Origin of the sequence: Actinoplanes couchii (genome assembly GCF_016862075.1) — a bacterium.
Lineage (GTDB): Bacteria > Actinomycetota > Actinomycetes > Mycobacteriales > Micromonosporaceae > Actinoplanes > Actinoplanes couchii.
Window position 1 is genome coordinate 59,492 of sequence record NZ_BOMG01000055.1, and the last position, 20,210, is coordinate 79,701.

Sequence of the window (20,210 nt, forward strand, 5' to 3'; positions counted from 1 at the left end):
GTTCCGGGGAGGCTAAATGCGAAAATTCCGATATCGGGTGAACACCTGATTCATGACCACCATCCACCCCCCGGATCCCGGGGCCACCCAGCCCGTCCCGATCACGTCGGTCATCCCGCCCCAGCGGCCACCGACCGGGCGCACACCGATGCCGAACGACGAGATGGGCAGCACCCATCTGTTGCCACGGCAGTCCACCTACAGCGCGTACAGCGTGCTGGCCGGCCCGGCCGAGGACGCGCCGCCGGAGGGCCTGCCGTACCGGGTGCGGATGCGGCGGATGGCCCGCCGGCGTCCGATCCGGACGATGCTGATCACGCTGTTCGCCTTCGCTTTCGAGTCCACCTTCTTCGGCTGGCTGCTCACCTCGATCGAGCTGCCGGACCGCGATCTGCAGACCACCCTCTACCTGGCCACCTGCTTCATGATCGTGGCGACCGCCGCGATCGAGCTGTTCCGTCTGGTAAACGTCGTGACCCTGTGTCTGGCAACGCTCTGGGCGAGGGATCCCCAGCCGGTGGTACCGGACACCGGCACCCGGGTCGCGTTCCTGACCACGATCGTGCCCGGCAAGGAACCCGTCGAGATGGTGGAACGCACCCTGCGGGCCGCCCTGGAGGTCCGCTACGACGGGCCCTACGACGTGTGGCTGCTCGACGAGGGTGACGACCCGGTGGTCCGGCTGATGTGCCGGCGCCTCGGGGTGCACCACTTCACCCGGCACGGCATGCCCGAGTACAACACCCCGGCCGGCCGGTACAAGGCGCGCACCAAACACGGCAACTACAACTCGTGGCTGACGTCGCACGGCGGTGACTACGACGTGTTCGTCTCGGTCGACCCCGATCACGTACCGGCGCCGAACCTGTGCGAACGGCTGCTCGGCTACTTCCGGGACGACGACGTGGCGTTCGTGGTCGGCCCGCAGATCTACGGCAACTACGACAACCGGGTCACCCGCTGGGCCGAGTCGCAGCAGTACCTGTTCCACTCGCTGCTGCAGCGGGCCGGCAACCGGCGCGGCATCGCGATGCTGGTCGGCACCAACAACGCGGTACGCATCCCGGCGCTGAAGCAGATCGGCGGCCTGCAGGACTCGATCACCGAGGACATGGCCACCAGCCTGCGGATCCACGCGACCGTCAACCCGGCCACCGGACGACGCTGGACCTCGGTCTACACCCCGGACGTGCTCGCCGTCGGTGAGGGCCCGTCGTCCTGGACCGACTTCTTCACCCAGCAGCACCGCTGGTCACGCGGCACCGACGAGGTGGTGGTCCGGAACTTCCTGACCACGGCGTGGCGGCTCGGCCCGGCCCGGGCGCTGCACTACGCGCTGCTGATGTCGTACTACCCGCTGACCGCGGCGGCCTGGCTGCTCGGCGCGGTGAACGCGGCCTGCTTCCTGCTGCTCGGCGCCAAGGGTGTGCAGGTGCCGGGCGAGGTGTGGCTGATGCTCTACGTGGACGCCGCGCTCTTCCAGATCGGCCTCTACCTGTTCAACCGGCGGCACAACGTCAGCCCGCACGAGAAGTCCGGATCGTCGGGGCTGGCCGGGATGCTCGCCTCCACCCTGTGCACGCCGGTCTACGTGTCGTCGTTCGTGTCCGCGCTGCTGCGCCGCCGGTCCGGGTTCGTGGTGACCCCGAAGGGCGACTCGACCAGCCCGGACCGGCTCGCCACGTTCGCGCCCGGCCTGCGCTGGGCCGCCCTCTACGCCGTCCTGCTGGCCGTCTCGCCGTTCGTCGACCACGTCGACCCGGCGATGTACGTCTGGCCCGCCCTCAACCTGGCCATCTGCCTCGCCCCGGTGGCGCTGTGGCTGATCAGCAGAACCAAGGAGCCGTCGGCATGAAGCCACACACCCCTCCGTCCCTCGCCCGCCGGCTCACCAGTGGCCTGGCCACGCTGGTGGTGCTGGGCGTCGCGGTGGTCGCGAACCGGCCGATGGTCGCGGTGGCCGGTGACGCCCTGCACACCCTGAAGATCAATCGGCAGTCCTACAAGGAGACGTACGGGCTCTGGTCGCGCCTGCCGGTCCCCGGCGACTTCAAGGTCAACGCGATCCACGCGGCGCTGCTGCACACCGGCAAGGTGCTGATCATCGCGGGCAGCGGGAACAACCGGGACGCGTTCGAGGAGGAGTCGTTCCGGACCGTGCTCTACGACCCGGGCAACGACAGGTTCACCGAGGTGGAGACGCCCAGTGACGTGTTCTGCGCCGGGCACACCTTCCTGCCGGACGGCAAGCTGCTGGTGGCCGGCGGGACCAAGTCGTACGAGGTGCTCGAAGCGGACGTGGAGCACGCGGCCGGGGTCATGAAGATCAAGAACGAGTCGCCGGACGACGGGCCGCGGACCTTCCCGAAGGGCACCACGCTGCGGTCGGCGACCGGTCAGGCGTACCGGCTGAGGAATGAGGTCGTCGTGCCGGCGGCCCGCAAGATGACGCACGCCGGCAAGGTCGTCACGCACGCCGGCGAGGCCGAGGCCTGGGCCGACGCGGTGGCCGAGGGCGACGGGCCGGTGGTCACCGCCCCGGCGCAGTACTCGATCGACGGCCTGACCGGTCCGGAGTCCCGCAACCTCTACGGCATCGCCGAGAAGATCACCCGCGAGAAGCAGGAGTACGGCGGGGACAAGACGTCGTACGAGTTCGACCCGGTGACCGAGCGTTACGTCCGGACCGGCGACATGACCGACCACCGCTGGTACCCGACGCTGATCGGCACGAACAGCGGCGACGTACTGGCCGTGTCCGGTCTTGATCAGTTCGGCCGGATCCTGCCCGGCCGCAACGAGCGGTACCTGACCGCCGAACGCCGGTGGGTGGCCGCACCCGGGCTGAAGCGCTACTTCCCCACCTATCCGGGCCTGCACCTGATGGCCGACGGCCGGATCTTCTACTCCGGCTCCAACTCCGGGTACGGCTCGGACACCGAGGGCCGCACCCCAGGCCTGTGGAACGTCGAGCGCAACACCTTCAAGGCGGTCCCCGGCCTGCGGGATCCGCAGATGAACGAGACCAGCTCGTCGGTGCTGCTGCCGCCGGCACAGGAGCAGCGGGTGATGATCCTCGGCGGCGGCGGGGTGGGCGAGTCGGAGCAGTCCACCGCGCGTACCGACATCGTCGACCTCAACGAGCGGAACCCGCGCTACCGGCCCGGCCCGGACCTGCCGAAACCCGCCCGCTACCTGTCCGCGGTGGTGCTGCCGGACGACACCGTGCTCACCACCGGCGGCTCGTCGGGCTACCGCGGCGGCGTCTACCGGGGCGCCCCGCGCAGCGACCTGTTCAACGCGCAGATCTACCACCCGGACCGGGGCGTGTTCGCGACCGCGGCCGAGTCCACCGTCGGCCGCAACTACCACTCCGAGGCGATCCTGCTGCCCGACGGCCGGGTCATCACCCTGGGCGGCGACCCGCTCTACGACAAGACCGGGGAGAACGCCGGCACCTTCGAGCAGCGGATCGAGATCTACAGCCCGCCCTACCTCTTCCGGGGCGAGCGCCCGCGGATCGTCAGCGGCCCGGAAGCCGTGTCCCGCGGCGAGGAGACCTACTTCGGTACGCCGGAGGGGCCCCGGATCGTCTCGGCCCGCCTGGTCCGCCCCAGCGCCGTCACCCACGTGACCGATGTCGATCAGCGGTCGGTGGCGCTGAAAGTGGCCGGTACCCCGTACGGTGCCCGAGTGACCGTGCCGGAAAAGGCCGGACTCGTCCCCTCCGGCTGGTACATGCTGTTCCTCGTGGATGACAAGGGCGTCCCGTCGGTGGCCCGATGGGTGCGAGTGCGCTGATGTGGGCCCTGCTGCTCGCCGCCGCGCTGGGAGCCGGCTGGACCGCCGCGCCGGCCCCGGCAGTCGATCTCTACGTCGATCCGGACGGGCAGGCCCCGCGGTACGTGCGGCAACTGGAACGCGCCGGGCGGGACGGCGAGGCCGCGATCATGCGGAGGATCGCCGACCAGCCCGCCGCGATCTGGTTCACCGATGCCAGCAGTGGGTTCGCCGATCGGGCGCGCACCGTCGTGACCAGGGCGAACTCGGCCGGGAAACTGCCGGTGCTGGCGCTCTACTTCATCCCGAAACGGGACTGCCGGGGGTACTCCGCGGGCGGCGCGCGCACGGCCCGGGCGTACCGCAACTGGGTCTCCTCGCTCGCACACGCCCTGCGCGGCCGGCGGGCCCTGGTGATCCTCGAACCGGACGCGGTGCCCGATGCGGTCCGCGGCTGCCTGGACAAGGCGGCCACCGCGACCCGGCTCGCGCTGCTGGCGTACGCGGTCGACAAGCTGCGGGCCGAGCCCGGCGTCGCGGTCTACCTGGACGCCGGGCACCCGGGATGGCATCCGGCCGCGCAGATCGCGCCGGCGTTGCGCACCGCCGGCGCCACCCGGGCTCGCGGTTTCTCACTCAACGTCGCCAACTTCCAGACAACCAATGCCAATTTGCGGTACGGGGAGGAATTGTCCCGTCTGCTGGCCGGAAAACACTTCGTCGTCGACACCAGCCGCAACGGCGCCGGTCCCGCCCCCCAGGGCCGGTGGTGCAATCCACCCGGCCGGCGACTCGGTCAGGCGCCCACGCTGCGCACCGGCAATTCGCTCACTGACGGTTACCTATGGATAAAGCGTCCCGGTGAATCCGACGGCGCCTGTGGAAAAGGCGCACCACCCGCAGGTCAGTGGTACCCGGCCTATGCACGTTCACTTACCGGGTCGTGAGACTCTTGACTCAATTCACCCCCTGAGAGGGGTACGCCGATAACATCGGCGAAGTCGGGACAGCGCCGTCCTGGAGCCATCCGAGCGAAGGAGCGCCCCGATGACCGACCAGCCTGCCCAAGTCGACGATTTCGACGGTCCCGACGCCGCACTCCGTGCCGACATCCGCCGGATCAGCACCCTGCTCGGGCAGACCCTGGCCCGGCAGGAGGGCCGGCCGCTGCTCGACCTGGTCGAGGAGATCCGGGCCCTGGTCCGGCAGGACGCGCCGGCCGCCGCCGAGCGCCTCGGCGCCATGGACATCGCCACCGGCACCAAGCTGGCCCGCGCCTTCTCCACGTACTTCCACCTGGCCAACATCACCGAGCAGGTGCATCGCTCCCGGGACCTGCGGCGCCGCCGCGCCCGGGACGGCGGCTGGCTGGACCAGGCGGCCAAGCGGATCGCCGAGAAGGGTGTGCCGGCCGACGAGATCGCCGCCGCCGCCCGCCGCCTCGCCGTCCGCCCGGTCTTCACCGCGCACCCGACCGAGGCGTCCCGGCGCTCGATCCTGTCGAAGCTGCGCCAGGTCGCCGACTCGCTGGACGCCGAGTCGGCCGCCGCCGCACTGTTCGGCGACACCGACACCACCGTCTCCACCCGGCGGTTCGCCGAGCTGATCGACCTGCTCTGGCAGACCGACGAGCTGCGCCTGGACCGGCCGGACCCGACCGACGAGGCGCGCAACGCGGTCTACTACCTCAAGGACCTGTACGCCGAGGCCGCCCCGCAGGTGCTCGACGACCTCGCCGAGACGCTGCGCCGCCTCGGGGTGGAGACCGCGCCCACCTCGCGCCCGCTCACCTTCGGCTCGTGGATCGGCGGCGACCGCGACGGCAACCCGTTCGTCACCCCGGCCGTCACCCGTGAGGTCCTGCTCATCCAACATGAGCACGGCATCCAGGCCACCGAGCTGGCGATGGACAAACTGATCGACGAGCTGTCCGTCTCCCGGCGGCTGCGCGGCGTCTCCCTCGACCTGTCCGCCAGCCTCGCCCAGGACCTCGACAACCTGCCCGAGGTGCAGCAGCGCTTCCGCCGGGTCAACGCCGAGGAGCCGTACCGGCTGAAGGTCCGGGCGGTCAAGGCGAAGCTGGCGAACACCCGGGCCCGCCTGACCAACGGCACCCCGCACGTGCCCGGCCGCGACTACCTCGGCTCCAGCGAGCTGATCTCCGACCTGGAGCTGATGCGCGCGTCGCTGGCCCGCAACTCCGGGCAGCTGCCCGCCGTCGGTGTGGTCGCCACCGCCATCCGGACCGCGTCCGCGTTCGGCATGCAGCTGGCCACCCTCGACGTGCGCGAACACGCCGAGAAGCACCACGAGGTGCTCCAGCAGATGTACGCCCAGGTCGGCGAGGTCGACGACTACGCCACCCTGGAGCGGGCCGACCGCACCAAGCTGCTCGCCACCGAGCTGACCGGGCGCCGGCCGCTGTCCAACAAGGACACCCCGCTCACCGACTCGGCCCGCAAGACCTTCGACGTGTTCCACACGATTCGGGAGGCGCAGGCCCGGTTCGGCGAGGACGTGATCGAGACGTACATCATCTCGATGACCCTCGGCGTCGACGACGTGCTCGCCGCGGCCGTGCTGGCCCGGGAGGCCGGTCTCGTCGACATCCACACCGGCCGCGCGCAGATCAACATCGTGCCGCTGCTGGAGACCCCCGCCGAGCTCGACGCCGGTGGCGACCTGCTCGACGAGATGCTGTCGCTGCCCGCGTACCGGGAGATCGTCCGGGCCCGCGGCGACATCCAGGAGGTCATGCTCGGCTACTCGGACTCCAACAAGGAGGCCGGCATCACCACCAGCCAGTGGCGGATCCACAAGGCGCAGCGCTCGCTGCGTGACGTGGCCGCCCGGCACGGGGTGCGACTGCAGCTCTTCCACGGCCGGGGCGGCACCGTCGGCCGCGGCGGTGGCCCCACCCACGAGGCGATCCTGGCGCAGCCGTACGGCACGCTGGACGGCGCGATCAAGGTGACCGAGCAGGGTGAGGTCATCTCCGACAAGTACACCGTGCCGTCGCTGGCCCGGGAGAACCTCGAACTCACCGTCGCCGCCGTGCTGTCGGCGACCCTGCTGCACACCAGCATCTCCGTCGACCCGGTGCGCCTCAAGGTGTGGGACTCGGTGATGGACACCGCCTCCGACGCGGCGTTCACCAGGTACCGCACCCTGGTCGAGGACCCGGACCTGGCCGCCTACTTCTGGGCCGCCACCCCGACCGAGCTGCTCGGCGCCCTCAACATCGGCTCCCGCCCGGCCAAGCGCCCCAACGCCGACGCCGGTCTGAGCGGTCTGCGGGCCATCCCGTGGGTGTTCGGCTGGACCCAGACCCGGCAGATCGTGCCCGGCTGGTTCGGTGTCGGCTCCGGCCTCGCCGCCGTCCGCGCCGCCGGCCTCGGCAACGAACTCGACGCGATGCACGAGAACTGGCAGTTCTTCCGCACGTTCCTGTCGAACGTCGAGATGATGCTGGCCAAGACCGACCTGTCGATCGCCCGGCGCTACGTGGAGACCCTGGTCCCGGAGAACCTGCACCCGATCTTCGCCAAGATCGAGCAGGAGTACGAGCTGACCGCCCAGGAGGTCCTGAAGATCACCGGCGGTTCGGCGTTGCTCGACTCGCAGCCGGAACTCTCCCGAACCCTCAGCGTCCGCGACACGTACCTGGAGCCGCTGCACCACCTGCAGGTGGCCCTGCTCCGCCAGTACCGCGACCTGGGCGAGGCCGGCCGCCAGATGCCGACGGCCCCCGGAGCACGCCGGGGCCCGTCCGACTCGACCGCGTTGGAACGAGCCCTGCTGACCACCGTCAACGGCATCGCAGCCGGCATGCGCAACACCGGCTGACCCACCGCTCCCGAAAGAACCGCCCCGGCGCACCCCGCTCCGGGGCGGCTCTTTTGCGTCAGCGCTTGTCCCCCTGCCGGGTGACCGCGATAAGGTTTACCGATAACTAAACTTTCGCCATGGCCACAACGGAGTGGGATATCTATCTGGTTGCCGAGGTCCGGCACTGGATCGAGGGCCTCGACGAGTCCGCGCGCCGGCGCGTCACCGAGGCGGTTGATCTTCTGGCTGAGTACGGGCCCGGCCTCGGCCGCCCACTCGTGGACACGATCCACGGATCCTCGGTCGCCAATCTGAAAGAATTGCGACCCGGCACGGTCCGGATCCTGTTCGCCTTCGATCCCTGGCGGTCCAGCATCCTTCTGGTGGCCGGTGACAAGTCGGGGCGCTGGAACGAGTGGTACCGCAAAGCAGTCCCGCTGGCTGAGCAACGTTACGAGATCTACCTCAAGGAACGCGCCGACGAGGAGGGGGACCGCGATGAGTAGCTACGCACGGTGGGCGGACATTCGGGACGAGTTCGTCGAGCGGGCCGGCGGCGAAGAGATCGTCGCCGAGGGAAAGCGGGAGATGCTCGCGACCGTCGTCGGGCACCGGCTGTCCGAGGTGCGGCGGGGCCGGGGTCTGACCCAACAACAGGTCGCGGACCGGATGGGTGTCACCAAGGGGCGGGTCTCCCAGATCGAGCAGGGAAAGATCTCCGGGCAGGAAGTCCTGGCCCGTTATGCGTCCGCCCTGGGCGGGCGGCTCCACCAGGCGATCCACTTCGACGACGGCAACATCGCCGCTATCGCTTGATCGCTTCGGCAAGGGCCAGTCCGGCATGGCGCCGCAGCGGGGCGGAAATCACGGCTTTGACACCGTCGCTTCGGCCTGGTCGAGCCAGGTTCGGTACCAACGGGTGAAGGTCTGTGGTTGGCCGTCGGTGTCGGGAACCGGCCGGTAGCCGCCGTCGTCGGCCATGTCGTCGGCCCACATCACGCCCCGGTGCGGGCCGGAGACCACCAGGGCCTCGCGGTAGGCGCAGCCGAGGTGGCACAGGTAGAGCAGGCCGGGGGTGCTCACCTCGGCCAGCATCCGGGTGTGCTCCTCCCAGTACGCGTCCTCGGCATCCTCGCCCTCCTCCTCGTCGGGTGGCTCGGGGAAACCCTCGGCCGGGTTGAACGCCTCGGTGTGCGGGAACGGCTCGGCCAGGCGGGCCGTCTCGGTCAGGTCGGCGCCGTCGCCGGACCAGCGCCAGCTGTCGCCTTTCCGGAGCACCGGGAAGAGGCCGTAGGCCGGGCCGGCACCGCCACGGCCGGCCTGGCGGAGGAAGGCGCGGTAGTCGGCCGGCAGCTCGACGCCGAACTGGGCCTCCAGGTCGGCCAGCTCGGGCCCGGTCAGCGCCGGCTCCAGCACCCACTCGTGCCCGCCGCTGCCGAACACCTCGCCGGAGCGCGGGTGGGCGGCCAGGGCGGCCAGGCGAGGGCGGATGTCCGACCAGTCGATGTCTGTCACACCGCGCAGATTAGACGCGCCCTCCGACATTTCCCGGAGGCCGCCGGTGTGGGCGGGACAGGCGACGGCCCGCCGGCCCGGGAGAGCGGGCGGCGGGCCGATCGGTGGGGTCGCGGGGAGGCGACCGCCGGTGGCCGAGGGGAGTCGGCCGGTGCAGAGCCCTTCGACGGGGCCCGACAAGGATCCGGTGGAAAGGAGCGGGTCAGCTGGTCTCGCCGGCCAGGCTGAAGGAGCCCAGGCGGTTGATGGCGAAGATCGTGCCGAGCACGACGAAGATGGCGGACATCGCCAGGGCGGTGGTCAGGCCGACCGAGGACTCGATGATCGTGGTGGGGGCCATCTTGTCGGCGATGGTCGCCACGTACTGGCCGACCGACAGGATCTTGGTGCCGCTGACGAAGTTTCCGAGCAGGCCCTCCCAGACCAGGATGTAGACCAGGCCGAGCAGGACCGGGCGGCGGCTGACCAGGCTGAACAGCAGGAACAGCGCGGAGTACGCCAGGGCGCCGACCACCGCGGCCACGGCCAGCGCCGCGCCCAGTTTCGCCGAACCGGCCAGCAGACCGGTCAGGTACAGCGGGACGGCTGTGGTCACCGCGGTCACCGAGGCGGCCACCGCGTACTTCGCCAGGATGATGTCGCGGCGGGGCAGCGGCTTGGTGAGGATGTGGACGATCGTGCCGTCGTCGATCTCGGAACCGAGGACGCCGGTGCCGACGATCAGGGCGACGACCGGGAGCACCACGCTGGTGCCCAGGCCGACGATCACGGCGGTGCCCCACATGTCGGGGGACACGCCGTACGCCCGGCAGATGGCCGCGAGGCCGACCAGCAGCAGGGGCAGGGGCAGCAGGAGCAGGGCCCGGCGGCGGCCGAAGAGTCCGCGCGCGGTGATCAGAGCGACGGTGGACATCAGCCCTCCAGCAGGTAGGAGAAGACGCTCTCCAGGGATTCGTCGGACGGGACCACCTGTTGCAGGCGGATTCCCTGGTCGAGTGCGATGCGGGGCAGCACCCGGGTGAAGTTGCCGTAGTCGGCGGCGCGCACGGTCATCCCGGTGGCCTCGATCTCGATGCCGGCGACCGACTTCTCGGCGATCAGCGCGACGGCCAGCCGGCGGTCGTCGGAGCTGCGGACGGCGAAGACGTGCGGCCGGTTCGTCATCAGGCGGCGGATCCGCCGGTAGTCGCCGGAGGCGGCCAGCCGGCCGGCCACGATCACCTGGACCAGCCCGGCGACCTGCTCGACCTCTTCCAGAATGTGCGAGCTGAACAGGATGGTGTGCCCGTTGTCGCCGAGGCGGTGCAGCAGCTCCATCATGTGCATGCGCTGGCGCGGGTCCATGCCGTTGAACGGCTCGTCGAGCAGCAGCACGCGCGGCTCGTGGACCAGGGCGGCGGCGACCCGGGTGCGCTGCCGCATGCCCTTGGAGAAGGTCTCGATCCGGCGGTCGGCGGCGCCGGTCATCTCGACCTGTTCCAGGGCGCGGCGGGCGGCGGCGGCCGGGTCGGGCAGTTTCTGCATCTTGGCGCAGGCGGTGACGAACTGGCCGGCGGTCAGGTAGCCGTGCACCGACTCCCGCTCGGTGACCAGCCCGAGGTCGCGGTAGACGGCCGGGTTGCGCCAGGTGGGCTTGCCGTCGATGGTGACAGCGCCCTTGGAGGGGGCGAGGAAGCCGGCCATCATGTGCAGCACGGTGGTCTTGCCGGCGCCGTTCGGGCCGAGCAGGCCGGTCACGCCGGGGTTCAGCGTCATGCTGATGTCGTTGACGGCGACCACGTTGCCGTACCACCGGGAGACGGTGGACAGCTCGACCACGCCGGAGGTCGGGGCCTTGGTCTCGGCCTGGAGGGTCTGGGTGGTCACAGCGAGGCCACCTTCCGGTAGCGGGCCAGCAGGAGCAGCATGGTGACGGCGATGAGGCAGACCGCCTCGATGGCGTAGATCGGGCCGAAGCGGCCGATCGGGAGGTCGAATCCGTTGCTGCCGCCGCTGACCCAGTACCCGATGCCGCCGATCAGGGTCATCGGGCTGGCCAGGCCGGCCAGGCCGTTGGCGGTGGTGGAGGGCAGCGAGGCCAGCACCCCGACGATCGGTGTGCTCATCAGGAACACCGCGACGATGCCGCCGGCGGCGAACGCCTGCTTGCCGGTGAACGAGGCGATCAGCAGGCCGATGCCGGCGAACGTCAGCGCCCAGAGCAGGCTGTAGCCCCAGGCCGGGACCAGGCCGCCGAGTTCGTCGAAGACACCCTCGGCGCCCTTCTTGGTGGTGAACGCGGCGCCCAGGAACATGATGAACTGCGGCACGCCCAGCAGCAGCCAGATCGCGGCCGCCATGGCGGCGAACTTGGCGAAGACGTAGTCGGCGGCGCGCAACGGCCGGCTGAAGTAGAGCGGCAGGGTGCCGGCCCGCAGGTCACGGGAGACCAGCTGGGGCGCGACGATCGCGACGAAGAAGATGATCAGGAAGCTCATGCTGTCGGCGAAGCCGGCGTAGGTGATGAACTCCTGGCCGGTCTGGGACCGGATGGCCGCCAGGATCACCGCGGTCAGCAGCATGATGCCGAAGACCAGCCAGGGGAAGATCTTCGCCTTGGCCGAGCGGCCCAGCCCGAACGCGGCACGCAGGCCGTGCACGAACAGCGAGTTCTGCAGGGCCAGGCGGCCCAGGCGGACGCCCGAGTACCGCTGGTACCCGATGTCATGGATGACGCCGGTCTCAGACATCGGCCGTCTCCTTCTTGGTGAAGAGCTCGGCGACGCGGTGCCGACGCTGGTCCAGGCGGTGCAGGTTGAGGTCGAGGTCGGCGACGGAGCGCAGGATCCGGTCGTACGCCGCGTCGGACTCCATGGCGACCAGGAGCATCCGGCCGTCCCGGGTGACCGGCAGGCCCTGCTCGCTGAGGGCGGCGAACAGCTCGTCGGTGCCGTCGGCGACCTCGACCGCGAGCACGTCGGAGGCCTCGGTCATCGTGGAGATCCGGTCGGCGCGCAGCAGCCGGCCGCCCTCGATGGCGATCAGCGAGTCGCAGATCCGCTCGACCTCGCCGAGCAGGTGCGAGCAGACCACCACGGAGATGCCGAACTCGGAGCCGATCCGGTGGATCAGGGAGAGCATGGCGTCCCGGCCGGCCGGGTCGAGGCCGTTGGTGGGCTCGTCGAGCAGCAGCAGGTCGGGGTCGTGCACCAGCGCCTGAGCGAGCTTGACCCGCTGTTTCATGCCGGTGGAGTAGCCGCCGATCTGCCGGTAGCGCTCCTCGTAGAGGCCGACGTGCCGCAGCGCCTCGGAGGCGCGCTCGCGGGCCGCGGTCTTCGGCAGGCCGCTCATCCGGGCCAGGTGGGTGACGAACTCGGCGGCCGAGACGTCGGGCGGCAGGCAGTCGTTCTCCGGCATGTAGCCGACACGGGCCCGCACTTTGTCCGTCTGCACGACGGGGTCGAGGTCGAAGACCCGGACGGTGCCGCCACTGGGTGGCACCAGCCCGAGCATGATCTTGATGAAGGTGCTCTTGCCGGCGCCGTTGGCGCCGACCAGTCCGATGACGCCGGCATCGACGGCAACGGTCAGGTCCGCGAGGGCGGTCACCCCGCCGCCGTACGTCTTGGTCAGCCCGTCCGTAACGATGATGGTCACAGGCCCAGCCTATGGAGGTGATGCGAGCCGGTGGATCCGGAAGTTCCCTGAGTCGGCCTCAGGGTTTCTCAGCGGCCTCTCAGGAACGTTTATCCGCCGACGGAGACCTGGAAGACCGGCAGCCGGCCGAGGCGCCGGTACTCGCGCAGCGCGTCCGGAGTGCTGTCCACCCGGGAGTCCTGCCGTTTGTGGTTGGCCGGAGTCTCGAAGTGGACCATCGCCTTGATCCCGGGGAAGTCTTCGATCTGCTCCCCCACCTCACGATAGAACTCGGCCATGTGGTCGGGGTTGCGTTTGGAGAACCAGACCCCCCACTCGGCGATCATCAGCGGTTTGGACGGGTGCCGTTTGCGCACCCAGTTGTAGAACCCGGGCCAGCCGGGTTTGCTCGCCGACCGCCGGTTGAGCAGCTCGGCGAAGTCGCCGTGGCCGTACCCGGGTTCGCTGTACGAGTAGGTGTCGAACCCGATCCAGTCGACCACGTCGTCGCCCGGGTACATGTGCCGGAACCAGCTCCGGGTGGTGTGCGGCACGTACGCCATGTGAACCAGAACGGTCACCACGTTCGTCGCGCCCTTGGCCCGCAGCCGCTTCACCACGTGCCGGAACATGGCCGCGTAGTCGCGCGCCGTGTAGCCGGAGCCGGGCCGTTCGCGGACCTGGTCCTCGGCCTCGTGGTGCACGGCGAAGAAGAACCGGTCCCGGAAGTTCTCCCGCAGGTGCGCGGCCATCCGGTCCAGGAAGTCGTCGGTGCGCCGGTCACCTCGGGCGATCGCGGCCCAGGTGGTGGTCTCGGGTTTCCAGTTGAGCAGCAGGATCCGCTTGCGGCCCGGTTCGCGGGCGATGGCGATCTCCTGCTCGGTGGGGAACATCTGCCGGATCCCGCGGTGGTAGCCGTGGAAGATCGCCTGCCGGCGGCCGGTCTTGCGTTCGAAGTCGGCGAGCGCCCGGACACCCCGTGACTCGGTGCGTGCTCCCGGCGCGACGCCCCACAGGATGCCGCAGGTCGGCACCAGCCGGGATCCGACCGTACAGCCGCGGGGGCTCCGGGTCTGTGATTCCTCCGGATGGCGCAGCAGGTGGTCGGTGCCGTCGTCGGTCGCCAGTGGCAGCGGCCGGTAGGTGGGTTTCGGCGACGGTTCGACGGTGGCCGTGGGCAACCGGAACACGCTGGGCGCCGCGGACGGCGACCCGGCCGGGGAATCGGACGCGGACGGCGAGGCGGCGGACGGGGCGGCGGGTGCGGACGGGACGGTCGGTGAAGCGACGACGGGGACGGGTGTCTCGATGGGGAGGTCGACGACGTCCGTGTCACCGGTCCGCGCCCAGGCCAGCGTGGCGGTGACGGACATGGCGAACGCCGTGGTCAGTGCAACGACCTGCAGTAGTCGGGAACGGGTCTGATTCACAAAGGCCGAGTATCAAAGGATCGTATCGACTTGTCCAGTATTCGGATATTTTCCACCGAAATTGACGGTATGCAAGTTTCATCCTGCCCGGGGAAAGATCGGAATTGGACCGTGAGCCCGACTCGACCGCCTCGATCGCGCCTGGGAAACTGTTGCCCAAATACGTGCAGGGGGATTCGAAGTGAATGGTTCGGTACTGCCCGAGGACGTGCTCCGGGATGCTCCCTCCTTCACCCCGCGCCCCTACGAGCTGGCAGACCTCGAACTGCTGCTCTCCGGCGCCTATGCGCCGCTGACCGGGTTCGTCGGGCGGGCCGACATGGCCACGCTCGCCCGCAGCGGCCGTCTCGCCGACGGCACCCCGTGGCCGGTGCCGGTGACGTGCGAGGTTCCGGGGGAGGTCGCGTCCGCGCTGGACCCGGCCGATCCGGCCCGCCGCACGTTGGTGCTGACCGACCCGGAGGGCGCGCCGGTCGCCGCGATCGAGGTCTCCGACGTCTGGCAGACCGGGGAGAACAGGTTCGCCATCGGTGGGCCGGTGCGCCGGATGGGCGACGGCGGGCACGGCCCGTTCCAGCGCCTGCGCCGGACTCCGGAGGAGGTCAGGGCCCTGCTCCCGGCCGGCCGGGTGCTCGGGGTGATCGCCGACCGGCCGCTGCACCGGCCACAGTTGGCGCAGATCTCGCACGCCGCCCGTACTCTCGCGGCTCATCTCCTGATCCTGATCCCGGTCAGCGGGCCGGGACCGGACGGACTGCCTCCGGAGGCGCTGGTCCGCGCGATCTTCGCGGCCCGGGACCGGATGCCCCCGGCGACGGTGGTGGCGGTCCCGCTGCACAGCCGCGGTGACGAGATGTGGGACGCGCTGCTCCGCGCGCGGGTGGCCCAGTCCTACGGGGTGAGCCACGTGCTGTCCACCGAGGACACGCTGTCCGGCGCCGGGGTGCGGGTGCTGCTGCCCCGCGAGCTGGCCTACGACAACCGGGACGGGCAGTGGCGCTGGCGCGACGACATCCCGCCGCGCAACCGCCGGCTGGCGATGACCCCGTCCGAGATCGACGACCTGCTGGACCGGGGTTTCCCGCTGCCCGAGTGGCACACCCCGCCGGCCGTGGCCAAGGAGCTGTCCAAGGTCCGGCCGCCGCGCCGGCACCGGGGCCTGGTGGTCTTCTTCACCGGCCTGTCCGGTTCCGGCAAGTCGACGATCGCCCGGAACCTGGCCGACGCGCTGCGGGAGAACGGGGATCGTACGGTCACCCTGCTCGACGGCGACGTGGTGCGCCGGGAGCTGACCGCCGGGCTCGGTTTCAGCAAGGCCGACCGGGACCGCAACGTGCGCCGGATCGGCTGGGTGGCGGCCGAGGTGGCCCGGCACCGGGGCATGGCGGTGGCCTGCCCGATCGCACCATATGAAGCGGCCCGTGCGGCGGCCCGGCGGATGTCGGTGGAGGCCGGTGGCGGATTCATCCTGGTGCACGTCGCCACCCCGCTGGAGGTGTGCGAGAGCCGGGACCGCAAGGGGCTGTACGCGAGAGCACGTGCGGGCCAGTTGCGTGGCATGACCGGTATTGACGACCCGTACGAGGTTCCGGCAGATCCGGAATTGACCATCGACACCACCACGATGACGGTTCCGGAAGCGGTCGACGTGGTGCTCAACTACCTGGTGGAAAGCGGCTGGGTGGAGCCCAAGATGGCGTAGACCATCACTTACGGCGGAGGTCGGGCGTTGGACCCTTCGGGGCGAAACGCCCGAACCCTCACTCCATTCCCGGAAGGGCCGCCGAAGACTGATGGAATCGTCCCGCCCCTCGTCCGATCTCTCGCACTACCTCGGTGCGTTCCGCCGCCACTGGTGGATCGCCCTGGTGGCCACGGGTGCCGGCCTGGGCGGAGGCGCGGTCCTGGCGCACACCATGCCGAAGGTCTACGAGTCGTCGGCCTCGGTGCTGGTGCAGCCGATGGACCAGGACTCCAACGCCGAGGGCGGGCGGACCAAGAGCGCCGTCAATCTGGACACCGAGGCCCAGCTGGTGGCCTCCGGCGCGGTCCTGGTGAAGGCCACCACCCTGCTGCGCAGCGATCTGTCGCCGGTCGAGCTGGCCAAGTCGGTGTCGGTGCAGGTGCCGCCGAACACCACGGTCCTGGTGATCACCTTCCGGGCGGACACCCCGGAGCGGGCACAGGCCGGGTCGCACGCGTTCGCCGAGGCGTACCTGCGCAACCGGGAGGACACCGCGCGGGCGCTGCTGGACCGGCGGATCCGTTCGCTGAACCTGAAGGTGAAGCAGCTGACCACTGCGCTCACCGGGTTCAACGCGAAGCTGGCCGGCGCGAAGAAGGGCAGCCCCACCGAGAGCAACCTGCAGAGCCTGCGCAACAACTCGCAGAACCAGCTCAACTCGCTGACCGGCAAACTCAACGAGCTGACCACCACCATGGTCGGCGGCGGCAGCATCATCAGCGACTCCCGGCTGCCGGAGGAGCCGACCAGCCCCAACAAGTGGCTGAACATCGGCACCGGCGGCATGATCGGGCTGCTGCTCGGTCTGGGGCTGGCCTATCTGCGGGAACGCTTCGACAGGCGCCTGATCTCGGCCGGTGACGTCCGGGACCGGGGCCGGGTGCAGGTGCTGGCGGCGCTGGACGAGCGCAGCACCCCGCACTACGACGACGTTCTCCAGCCGTACGGGCCGGGCGGGCGGATCTTCAACCGGCTGCGCAACGAGGTGCTGGCCAGTCTCCAGGAGGACGACCGGATCATCGTGGTGACCGGGACCAGCCGCGGCTCGGCCAGCACCCTGGTGGCGGCGAACCTGGCGGCGGCACTCGCCCGGACCGGCAGTGACGTGGTCCTGATCGGCGCGCACCTGCCGGACAGCGTGGTGGACGCCGCGCCGCTGGCCCGGATGTTCGGTGTCGCCCCCACCCCGGGGCTCTCCGACCTGCTGGCCGGGCGGGTCAGCCTGGGCCGGACCCTGCAACGCGCGCCGCGCATCCCGTCGCTGCGGGTGATCACCACCGGCGGGGCCGCCACCGCGGCCGGGCTGATGCAGTCGCAGCGGCTCAAGGACACCCTGCAGCACCTGCACCGGCAGGGCGGCTTCGTGATCATCGAGGCGCCGTCGACCACCTCCAGCGCGGACGCGCAGAGCCTGGCCAGTCTCGCCGACGCGGCCATCCTCGCGGTCGAGCTGCGGCGTTCGCTGCGGCCCGCGCTGGTCGACGCCGCCGAGCAGCTGCAGCGGGTCGGCACTCCCCTGCTCGGCGCGGTCGTGTTGCCCAAGCTGCCCGCCCCGCAACCCGGTGACCAGTCGGTGAGCCCGGCGGTGACCTTGACGGCGGAGACCGAAGGTCCGACCCAGCAGCTCTCGTACGCGGGACGACAGCGGGAGCGGGCCGACGAGGCCGCCGACCGGGCCGGTGCCGGTACGGACGGCGACGAACAGTGACCGTGGTCGCGGCGCCACCGCTCGCCGGGACCGCACCCCGTACCACCAGGAACTGCTCGTTGCCGGCCTGGCCGGTGGCCTGGATCCTGCTGCTCTATCCGATGTGGTGGGCGCTCGGCCTGGGTGTGCTGATCTTCCCGCTGATGGCCGTGCCGATGCTGTTCCTGCTGGTCCGCCGCCGGTCCGCGGGCCGTCCGGTGCTGCTCCCGCCGGGTTTCGTGTGGTGGGTGGTCTTCCTGGCCGCGGTGGTGCTGAGTGTCGCCGCGCTGGGCACCGACCCGGCCGGGACCGTCGCCGAACGCGCCGGTGAGCGGGTCCTCGCGGTCGGTTACAAGATGGCGATGTACGCCGCCCTGACGGTGCTGCTGGTCTACGCGGGCAACCTGACCGAGGCCGAGCTGTCCCGCCGCCGGATGGTGCGCCTGCTGGCCGGCATGTTCGTGCTGACCGTGCTGGGCGGGCTGCTCGGCATGGCGGCCGGGGACTTCGAGTTCACCTCGCCGGTCGAGTGGCTGCTGCCCGGGAACATCCGGACCAAGGGATTCGTCAGGTCGCTGGTCCACCCGTACGCCGCGCAGATCATGGATCTCGTCGGTGGCGAGAAGCCACGCCCGGCCGCGCCCTGGGGTTACACCAACACCTGGGGCAACAACTTCGGGCTGCTGCTGCCGTGGCTGGTGGTGGCCGCCTGGTGGAGTCGCGGCGCCGGGCGCAAGCTGCTGGCCGTCGCCTGCCTGGCGGTGTCGGTGGCGCCTGCGGTCGCGTCGCTGAACCGCGGCCTGTGGATCGGTGTCGGACTGCTGCTGGGATACGTGGCGCTGCGCTACGTGCTGGCCGGCCGGATCTGGATCCTGCTGGTGGTGCCGCTGCTCGGTGGCGCGCTGGCGGCGGCGCTGGTCCTCACCCCGCTCGGTGGCACGGTGGCGGCCCGGATGGACAACGGCAAGTCCAACGGGGTCCGGTCGTTCCTGATCGAGCGGGCGCTGGACGGGTTCGCCGGCTCGCCGGTGATCGGCTACGGCGGCACCCGGAACACCCTGGGCGGACGGAACTCGATCACCGTCGGCGAGAGCGCCGGCTGTGAACGCTGCGGCAACTTCACCGTCGGCGGCAACGGCCAGCTCTGGCAGCTTCTCTACTCGCACGGCGCGGTGGGCACCGCGGGCTATCTCGGCTTCTTCGCGTACGGGCTGTGGCGGTTCCGCCGGGACCGGAGCCCGATCGGGATCGCCGGCAGCGCCTCGCTCGTCTCCTCGTTCTCCGCGATGCTCTGGTACAACTCGCTGGTCACCCCCTTGGCCTTCATGGTTCTGGCATACGCGCTGCTCTGGCGCAATCAGCTCGAGGGGGAACTCACAACATGAGCCCGGTACGTACGGCGCCCGCGGAACTGACCGCAGGGGACGCCGCGTTGCGGACCCAGTACCTGACCGAGGTTCTCGGGCTCCTCTATCCGGAGCCGTGCCGCACCGACGGCACGGACGGCCCGCTCGTCGCGGAGTACCTGGTCGTCCCGAACGCCCGCCGGCCCCGCCTGCTGGTCCCGTCGGTCTCCCCCGCGGTCGCCGCGGCGGCCGTCCGCCGCTACGCCGAGCCGCAGGGCCGGATGGCGCGACTCAAACGGGACGCGGTGGTGGCGGCGGTGCACACCCGTACCACCGGGTTGCTCTTCCGGGACCGGATCCGGGTGACCGGACCGGCCACCGCGGGCATCGACGGCTATCTGAGTGACGCGCTGCGCCGGGACCTGGCGGTGAGCATCCACATCGGCCCGGTCCGCGCCAACCGCAAACCGGTGCTGCAGCTGCTCACCCCGGGTGGTGACACGTTCGCCTTCGGCAAGCTGGGCACCGGGCCGCTGACCCGGCGGCTGGTCAAGGCGGAGACCGCGGCGCTGATCGCGCTGTCGGCCAGTCAGCTGACCAAGCTGACCGTGCCGCGGGTGCTGCATTCCGGGGAGTGGCGCGGCATGCGGGTGCTGGTCCAGTCGGCGCTGCCGGTCTGGCTGCCCCGGGCCCCGCTCACCCCGCGCCGGCTGACCGCGGCGATGCTCGACGTGGCCGGCTGCTGCGGGTACACCGTCGGGCCGCTGACCAGCAGCGGGTACTGGCAGGAGCTGCGGAACCGGCTCACCGCGGTGGCCGCCCGCCCGGAGGGTTCCGGACTGTTCGCCGCGGTCGACGTGCTGGCCGCGCACAGCGGCGGGACGGCACTGCGGTACGGGGCGTGGCACGGCGACTGGTCCCCGTGGAACATGGCCAACCTGAACGACGCGCTGCTCGTCTGGGACTGGGAACGGTTCGCCACCGGGGTGCCGCTCGGCTTCGACGCCATCCACCACGAGCTGCAGAAACGCATCCAGTCCACGGGTGACGCCCGGGCCGCAGTGGAGGCGACCCTGGCCCGGGCCGACGAGTTGCTCGCCCCGTTCGGGGTGGCGCCGGTGGCCCGCGAGATCACCGCCCTGCTCTACCTGGTCGACCTGGCCGTGCGGTACCTGACCGACCGCCAGGCCGAGGCCGGGGCCCGGCTGGGTGTCCTCGGCACCTGGCTGCTGCCGGTGCTGATCCGGCGGGTGGAGGAACTCTGA

General features: G+C 70.7%; 16 protein-coding genes. 10 read left to right on the forward strand and 6 right to left on the reverse strand.

Features of this window, described 5'->3' with window-relative positions; genetic code table 11:
• Window positions 1–52: 52 nt before the first annotated feature.
• From Aco03nite_RS21880 to Aco03nite_RS21905, 6 genes are all read left to right on the forward strand, one after another.
• Entirely contained in the window at window positions 53–1,855 is a 1,803-nt protein-coding gene (locus Aco03nite_RS21880; protein ID WP_239145331.1) for a glycosyltransferase family 2 protein, read from the forward strand.
• Window positions 1,852–3,801 (forward strand): radical copper oxidase GlxA, encoded by a 1,950-nt coding sequence (gene glxA / locus Aco03nite_RS21885; RefSeq protein WP_203797388.1) that lies wholly within the window; start codon window positions 1,852–1,854, stop codon window positions 3,799–3,801. Before Aco03nite_RS21880 ends, glxA begins: the two co-directional genes overlap by 4 nt.
• Window positions 3,783–4,727, forward strand: coding sequence for a glycoside hydrolase family 6 protein (locus Aco03nite_RS21890; RefSeq protein WP_203797390.1), 945 nt, complete (start codon window positions 3,783–3,785; stop codon window positions 4,725–4,727). Before glxA ends, Aco03nite_RS21890 begins: the two co-directional genes overlap by 19 nt.
• A gap of 100 nt (window positions 4,728–4,827) precedes the next feature.
• Complete coding sequence (gene ppc / locus Aco03nite_RS21895; RefSeq protein ID WP_203797392.1) at window positions 4,828–7,626, forward strand: phosphoenolpyruvate carboxylase; 2,799 nt, start codon at window positions 4,828–4,830, stop codon at window positions 7,624–7,626.
• Between the two features lie 119 nt (window positions 7,627–7,745).
• Window positions 7,746–8,114, forward strand: coding sequence for a type II toxin-antitoxin system RelE/ParE family toxin (locus Aco03nite_RS21900; RefSeq protein ID WP_203797394.1), 369 nt, complete (start codon window positions 7,746–7,748; stop codon window positions 8,112–8,114).
• A complete protein-coding gene (locus Aco03nite_RS21905) occupies window positions 8,107–8,424 on the forward strand; it encodes a helix-turn-helix domain-containing protein (RefSeq protein ID WP_203797395.1) in 318 nt (105 codons plus the stop codon). The genes Aco03nite_RS21900 and Aco03nite_RS21905 overlap by 8 nt, the downstream gene beginning before the upstream one ends.
• 48 nt (window positions 8,425–8,472) lie before the next feature.
• On the opposite strand, the gene Aco03nite_RS21910 is transcribed toward Aco03nite_RS21905, so the two are convergent.
• The 6 genes from Aco03nite_RS21910 to Aco03nite_RS21935 form a co-directional block, all read right to left on the reverse strand.
• Entirely contained in the window at window positions 8,473–9,123 is a 651-nt protein-coding gene (locus tag Aco03nite_RS21910; protein ID WP_203797396.1) for an SMI1/KNR4 family protein, read from the reverse strand.
• A 202-nt stretch (window positions 9,124–9,325) separates the two neighbouring features.
• Window positions 9,326–10,036: an ABC transporter permease gene (locus Aco03nite_RS21915; protein ID WP_203797397.1), complete on the reverse strand. Its 711-nt coding sequence runs from the start codon at window positions 10,034–10,036 to the stop codon at window positions 9,326–9,328.
• Window positions 10,036–10,989, reverse strand: coding sequence for an ABC transporter ATP-binding protein (locus Aco03nite_RS21920; RefSeq protein ID WP_203797398.1), 954 nt, complete (start codon window positions 10,987–10,989; stop codon window positions 10,036–10,038). Before Aco03nite_RS21920 ends, Aco03nite_RS21915 begins: the two co-directional genes overlap by 1 nt.
• Window positions 10,986–11,852, reverse strand: a complete 867-nt coding sequence (locus Aco03nite_RS21925) for an ABC transporter permease (RefSeq protein WP_203797399.1) — start codon at window positions 11,850–11,852, stop codon at window positions 10,986–10,988. Before Aco03nite_RS21925 ends, Aco03nite_RS21920 begins: the two co-directional genes overlap by 4 nt.
• A complete protein-coding gene (locus tag Aco03nite_RS21930) occupies window positions 11,845–12,759 on the reverse strand; it encodes an ABC transporter ATP-binding protein (protein WP_203797401.1) in 915 nt (304 codons plus the stop codon). Before Aco03nite_RS21930 ends, Aco03nite_RS21925 begins: the two co-directional genes overlap by 8 nt.
• A gap of 89 nt (window positions 12,760–12,848) precedes the next feature.
• On the reverse strand, window positions 12,849–14,168 hold the full coding sequence (locus Aco03nite_RS21935) for a glycoside hydrolase family 26 protein (protein ID WP_239145332.1): 1,320 nt from the start codon (window positions 14,166–14,168) through the stop codon (window positions 12,849–12,851).
• Between the two features lie 181 nt (window positions 14,169–14,349).
• On the opposite strand from Aco03nite_RS21935, the gene cysC reads away from it, so the two are divergent.
• The 4 genes from cysC to Aco03nite_RS21955 all read left to right on the forward strand — a co-directional run bounded on the left by cysC (window position 14,350) and on the right by Aco03nite_RS21955 (window position 20,210).
• Complete coding sequence (cysC, locus tag Aco03nite_RS21940; RefSeq protein ID WP_203797404.1) at window positions 14,350–15,870, forward strand: adenylyl-sulfate kinase; 1,521 nt, start codon at window positions 14,350–14,352, stop codon at window positions 15,868–15,870.
• Between the two features lie 91 nt (window positions 15,871–15,961).
• Window positions 15,962–17,620, forward strand: coding sequence for a Wzz/FepE/Etk N-terminal domain-containing protein (locus tag Aco03nite_RS21945; protein ID WP_203797406.1), 1,659 nt, complete (start codon window positions 15,962–15,964; stop codon window positions 17,618–17,620).
• A complete protein-coding gene (locus tag Aco03nite_RS21950) occupies window positions 17,617–18,984 on the forward strand; it encodes a hypothetical protein (RefSeq protein ID WP_203797408.1) in 1,368 nt (455 codons plus the stop codon). The genes Aco03nite_RS21945 and Aco03nite_RS21950 overlap by 4 nt, the downstream gene beginning before the upstream one ends.
• Window positions 18,981–20,210 carry a hypothetical protein gene (locus Aco03nite_RS21955; protein ID WP_203797410.1) on the forward strand — a complete coding sequence of 410 codons (1,230 nt, stop codon included), beginning with the start codon at window positions 18,981–18,983 and terminating at the stop codon, window positions 20,208–20,210. The genes Aco03nite_RS21950 and Aco03nite_RS21955 overlap by 4 nt, the downstream gene beginning before the upstream one ends.